Origin of the sequence: uncultured Sphingomonas sp., assembly GCF_964250165.1 — a bacterium.
In the GTDB taxonomy this organism is placed as follows: domain Bacteria; phylum Pseudomonadota; class Alphaproteobacteria; order Sphingomonadales; family Sphingomonadaceae; genus Sphingomonas.
In genome coordinates this window covers 1-4,740 of the sequence record NZ_CAXUEK010000124.1, presented here as the reverse complement: position 1 = coordinate 4,740, position 4,740 = coordinate 1, and the positions used below count along the sequence as shown (strand labels likewise).

The 4,740-nt window shown below is 70.0% G+C and carries 6 protein-coding genes; 2 read left to right on the top strand and 4 right to left on the bottom strand.

Annotated elements, in window-relative coordinates:
* Window positions 1-662: cold-shock protein (locus ACFE64_RS15110; protein WP_375393281.1), on the top strand; the 662-nt coding region annotated here is incomplete at its 5' end.
* A gap of 286 nt (window positions 663-948) precedes the next feature.
* Window positions 949-1,731, top strand: coding sequence for a glutaminyl-peptide cyclotransferase (locus ACFE64_RS15105; protein WP_375393280.1), 783 nt, complete (start codon window positions 949-951; stop codon window positions 1,729-1,731).
* 9 nt (window positions 1,732-1,740) lie between these two features.
* On the opposite strand, the gene ACFE64_RS15100 is transcribed toward ACFE64_RS15105, so the two are convergent.
* The 4 genes from ACFE64_RS15100 to ACFE64_RS15085 all read right to left on the bottom strand — a co-directional run.
* Window positions 1,741-2,598 carry a hypothetical protein gene (locus ACFE64_RS15100; protein WP_375393279.1) on the bottom strand — a complete coding sequence of 286 codons (858 nt, stop codon included), beginning with the start codon at window positions 2,596-2,598 and terminating at the stop codon, window positions 1,741-1,743.
* A 95-nt stretch (window positions 2,599-2,693) separates the two neighbouring features.
* Entirely contained in the window at window positions 2,694-3,113 is a 420-nt protein-coding gene (locus ACFE64_RS15095) for a response regulator (RefSeq protein WP_375393278.1), read from the bottom strand.
* The gene (locus ACFE64_RS15090; RefSeq protein WP_375393277.1) at window positions 3,110-3,361 is read right to left on the bottom strand and encodes a hypothetical protein; all 252 of its coding nucleotides are present in this window, start codon (window positions 3,359-3,361) and stop codon (window positions 3,110-3,112) included. Before ACFE64_RS15090 ends, ACFE64_RS15095 begins: the two co-directional genes overlap by 4 nt.
* Before the next feature lie 283 nt (window positions 3,362-3,644).
* Window positions 3,645-4,740 (bottom strand): aminomethyltransferase family protein (locus tag ACFE64_RS15085; protein ID WP_375393276.1); only part of this gene is annotated, 1,096 nt, incomplete at its 5' end.

Sequence of the window (4,740 nt, the reverse complement as noted above, 5' to 3'; positions counted from 1 at the left end):
GCGGCGGCGGTGGTGGCGGCGGCTTCGGTGGCGGCGGCGGTAGTGGCGGGCGGATGCCTCCCCAGGTCGTCGGCGAAGGCACGGGCGTCGTCAAGTTCTTCAACGGGCAGAAGGGCTTCGGCTTCATCGTGCGCGACGACGGCGCCGAGGATGTGTTCGTCCACATCTCCGCGGTGGAGCAGGCAGGTCTGACGGCGCTGGCCGAAGGGCAGCCGCTCGGCTTCACGCTGGTGGATCGCGGCGGCCGCATCTCGGCCACCGAACTCAAGATCGACGGCGAGCCGATGCCCGTCACCGAACGCGCGCCGCGCGAGCCGCGTGAAGGCGGCGCCGGTGGCGGTTTCGGCGGTGGCGATCGCGGTCCGCGCCCCGGTGGCGGTGGCGGTGGCGGCGCCGGCGGTGGGTTCGGCGGCGAGCGGGGCGGCGCCCCACAGCGCCAGCTGACCGGCGAGAAGGCGACCGGCACAGTCAAGTTCTTCAACGCCATGAAGGGCTTCGGCTTCATCCAGCGCGATGACGGCCAGCCCGACGCGTTCGTCCACATCTCCGCCGTCGAGCGCGCCGGCATGAGCTCGCTCAACGAAGGCGACCGGCTCCAGTTCGAGCTGGAGGTCGACCGGCGCGGCAAATACGCGGCGGTGAACCTGCAGCAGGGCAGCTAGGCCGGGCGCAGAACCCAACGCGGTTACGACGGCCCGCCTGGCGCAAGCTCGGCGGGCCGTTTCGTCGTGGCTGCCATGCGGACTGGGGTTCTGCCAGGGTCAGCCTGGCCACCGTCGCGATACTTCGTTCGCGACGGCATGATGGCGCGACGGTGGATGCCGCACAAGGCCGGCATGACGGTAACGCTGCCACGCTCCGCCGGACGCCTGGGGACGCGCCAGGATCGTAGCCAAGATCAGGGTGACGGGATGGTGGAGCGTCGGGTGCGCGCGTAAGGCGTCGGTCGTGACCCGCCTTCTCGCCTTCGCCCCCCTCCTCCTGCTCGCCGCGCCGGTCGCGTCGCAGACCGCGTCGCCCGCCGTCCCCATCCTCGTGGCGCGGGTGGTCCATCGCTATCCGCACGATCCGCAGGCCTTCACCGAGGGCCTGCTGTGGCACGCGGGCGCGCTTTACGAATCGATCGGGCTGGAGGGGCGCTCCGAGGTGCGGCGCGTGCGGCTCGCCGACGGCCAGGTGACGGCGCGCGCGCGCATCCCGGCGAGCGAGTTCGGCGAGGGGCTCGCAGCCTGGGGCGGCCAGCTCGTCAGCCTCACCTGGCACGGCGGCGTCGCCCACCGCTGGGACATCCGGACGCTGAAGCCGGTCGGCGGCGGCCATTTCGTCGGCGAGGGCTGGGGGCTGACCAGCGACGGCGCTCAGCTGATCCATTCGGACGGCACGCCGACGCTGCGCTTCCTCGATCCCGCGACGCTGGCGGTGAAGCGGACGGTGTCGGTGACGCTGAACGGCAGGCCCGTGAACCAGGTCAACGAGCTGGAGGCGGTGGACGGCGCGGTGCTCGCCAACGTCTGGCATACGCCCTTTCTGCTCCGCATCGATCCGGCGAGCGGGCGCGTCACCGCGATCGTCGACCTGCGCCCGATCGTCGCGCAGGTTACGGTGAGCGACCCGGAGGCGGTGGCGAACGGCATCGCCTGGGATGCGAAGGGGCGGCGGCTGTTCGTGACGGGCAAGCTGTGGCCGGCGCTGTTCGAGATCGCGCTGGAGCCGGCGCCGCCCGCGCACTGACGGCCCCGCCTAGCCCGCCAGGATGAGCGCCGCCCCGGCGACGATGCCGCCGACCGCGAGCGCGCGGCGCGGCGTCACCGCCTCGTGCAGGAAGACGGCGGCGATGACGAGCGCGGTCACCATGCCGGTCTCGCGCAGCGCGGCCAGCGGCGCGGTCGGTCCGAGCGCCAGCGCCGCGAGCGCCAGGCCGTAGGTGACGATCGACAGCCCGCCCGCGATCGCGCCCGGCCGCCATTGCGCGGCGAGATCGCGGAACACGCGGCCGCGGGTCAGCAGCGCGAACAGCGCCACGCTCTCGCTCCCGATCAGCACGAAATCCCAGACGATGTAGCTCGCCGTCGACGGCGCGGCGCGGACGCCATGTGCGTCGGCGACGGTGTAGAGCGCGGTCATGCTGCCCGTCGTCAGCGCCCAGCCGAGCGCGGCGCGGCCGAGATGGCGCCCCGCGACGAGCAGGAAGATCGCCGTGCCGACCAGCGCGATCCCCACCAGGCCGGCCGTCGAGACGCGTTCCCCGAACAGCCCGACGCTGACCGCGGCGGCGAGCAGCGGCGCCGCGCCCCGCATCACCGGATAGGCGGCCGAGAAGTCGGCGGCGGCATAGGCGCGCACCATCGCGTAGAGATAGACGACATGCACTGCCGCGCTCGCCAGCAGCCATCCCCAGGCGCCGTCGGGGAGGGACACGGCCAGCGTCGCGGGCAGCAGGATGACCGCGCTGGCCCCGTCGGTCGACGCCCGCGCCGTCATCCGCGCACCCACCGCATCGCCGCCCGGCGCGGACCGCGGCCCCTTCACGATCGCGTTGACGACCGCGTGGATCGAGCCGGACGCGATCATCATCGCGGCGGGGAGCGCGAGGAGCATGGCAGCGGTGTACGTTGCCGCTCTGACCAGAGCTACTCATCGATCAGACGGACGTGCGCCTGTCACGGTGAGGTGCCGGTCCGCTTTGGCTCCAGCTAATTGGCAGCGGGCGAGAACGGGTCCGGTCCGCCCGTCGAAGCATGCCGCGTTGCCGCCTCGGTGATGAGCTGCGAAATGGCCGTCGTGATTTGAGCGACGGCGAACGGTTTTTGAACGAGCAGGCTGTTCGGAACGCCTTCGGCAGACCAATCATGCGCGCTGTCACCCGTCATGTACACGACGGGCATCTCTGCGCTTCGATGGCGGGCGACGCGAGCAACGTCCCAGCCCGTCACCCCGTCGCCGATGTTCACATCGGTGATGAGGCCCGCGAACTCGTGCTGGGGATCGTTGAGAGCCTCGATCGCCTCGGCTCCCGTCATGGCCTGAAAAGTGGAGAAGCCCCCGTCCTCCAAGGCGTCGTTCACCAGGTGAAGGATCAGGGCCTCGTCATCCACCAGGAGAAGGAGCGTCATACGTTCACCTGGCGGCGCGCGATCGTCAACCGGTCCTCGAACCGCAGTGTCTGGACGATGGCGCCTGCGGTATCCTCGGCGTCGATCCGCAGCGTTGGATCGAGGTGACCACCGATCGTATCGTGGCACATGAGATCGCGCGCGCCGGTAAGCATCCCGGCCGACAAGGCCTTTTCGTCGGCATAAGCGACCAGCTCATCACCGAAAGTATCTTCGGTTCCGCTTCGTAGATGAAGGGGTACGAGCATGTACAGCACTCCCGTTTGCAGGCGGGAGCGCGATGACTCTCAGTCGAGGGGGCCTGAAAACGAGCCCGCGATAACTCGCTCTTAAGCGACTTTACTCTTATAATACAGTGATATGGGTTAAGGTCGGGAATGGTCGGCAAAAACGTTGCCATGTCAAAACAGTCGGTTGTGACACCAAAAGGCCGCCCCGCTTCTCTGCGCCTTGAGGGTGTAACAACCGGGCGTCAGCAGCGTCCGCCCGCGGTTCCTAGGGTCATGCAATCGCCCTCGTGCTCCCAACCAGTCAGGCCCCATCCTTCGGGAACGGGATGGCCACCACCCGCGCCGGGCAGCGCTCGCCGAGTAGCGTCACCTCCAGCGCCGCGCCATCGGCCAGACCGGCCGCGTCGAGGAACGCCATCGCCAGCGCGTAGCCGACGGTGTGCCCATAGGCGCCCGAGCTGGTGTAGCCGACATAGCTATCGCCCAGCCACACCGGCTCCTCGCCGACCGGATCGGCGGTCTTCGTCTCGACGCGCAGGCCCACGAGCCGGTAGCGCGGCGTCTCCGCGAGCGAGGCGAGCGCGCCGGCGCGGCCGATATAATCGTCGCGCCCCCTGTCCAGCAGATGGTCGTAGCCGCATTCCGCCACGGTATGATCCTGCGAGATCTCGCGCAGCGTCGCGCCGGGCGCGTGCTCCATCGCTAGGCTGCCGAGCGCGCGGATGCCCACGTCGCGGATGCCGAACGCCGCGCCCGCCGCCAGCACCTGCTCATACAGGCCGTAAAGGTAGGCGGCGGGGGTGTAGAGCTCGAACCCCGCCTCGCCGGTCGTGCCCGACGCGATCACATGGCACGGCGCATACCCCACCGCCGCGTCCGCCGTCGCGCCGGCGGCCAGCGTGCTGCCGATCCGGTAACGGCTGGTCAGCGCATCGATCACGGCGGGCGCGTTCGGGCCGATCACGGACAGCGCGCCAAATTGTTCGGACACGTTTTCGATCGTCACCGCCAGCCCGGCGGCATGCTGCCCGAACCAGCGCAGGTAGATCGCCTGCATGTAGACCGCAGCCGTTAGCAGCCAGCGGCCGTCCGCCAGCCGCGTGACGGTCACGTCGCCGAGCATCTTCCCCGTCGCCGCCAGCATCAGCGCCGACACCGAGCGACCGGGCGCGGGCAGCGGCGAGGCGATCACCCTGCGCAGGAACGCCTCGGCTTCGGGGCCGTGGACGAGATATTTCGACCCCGACGAGATGTCGACGACGCCGACACGGTCGCGCACCGCGCGCGCCTCGTCGCCAATGATCGAAAAGGCATTCGAGCGACCGAAGGTCGGGATTTCGCGAAACGCCTCTCCCACCGGCGCGAAATAAGCCGGGCCCTCATAGCCGTAGCTGCTG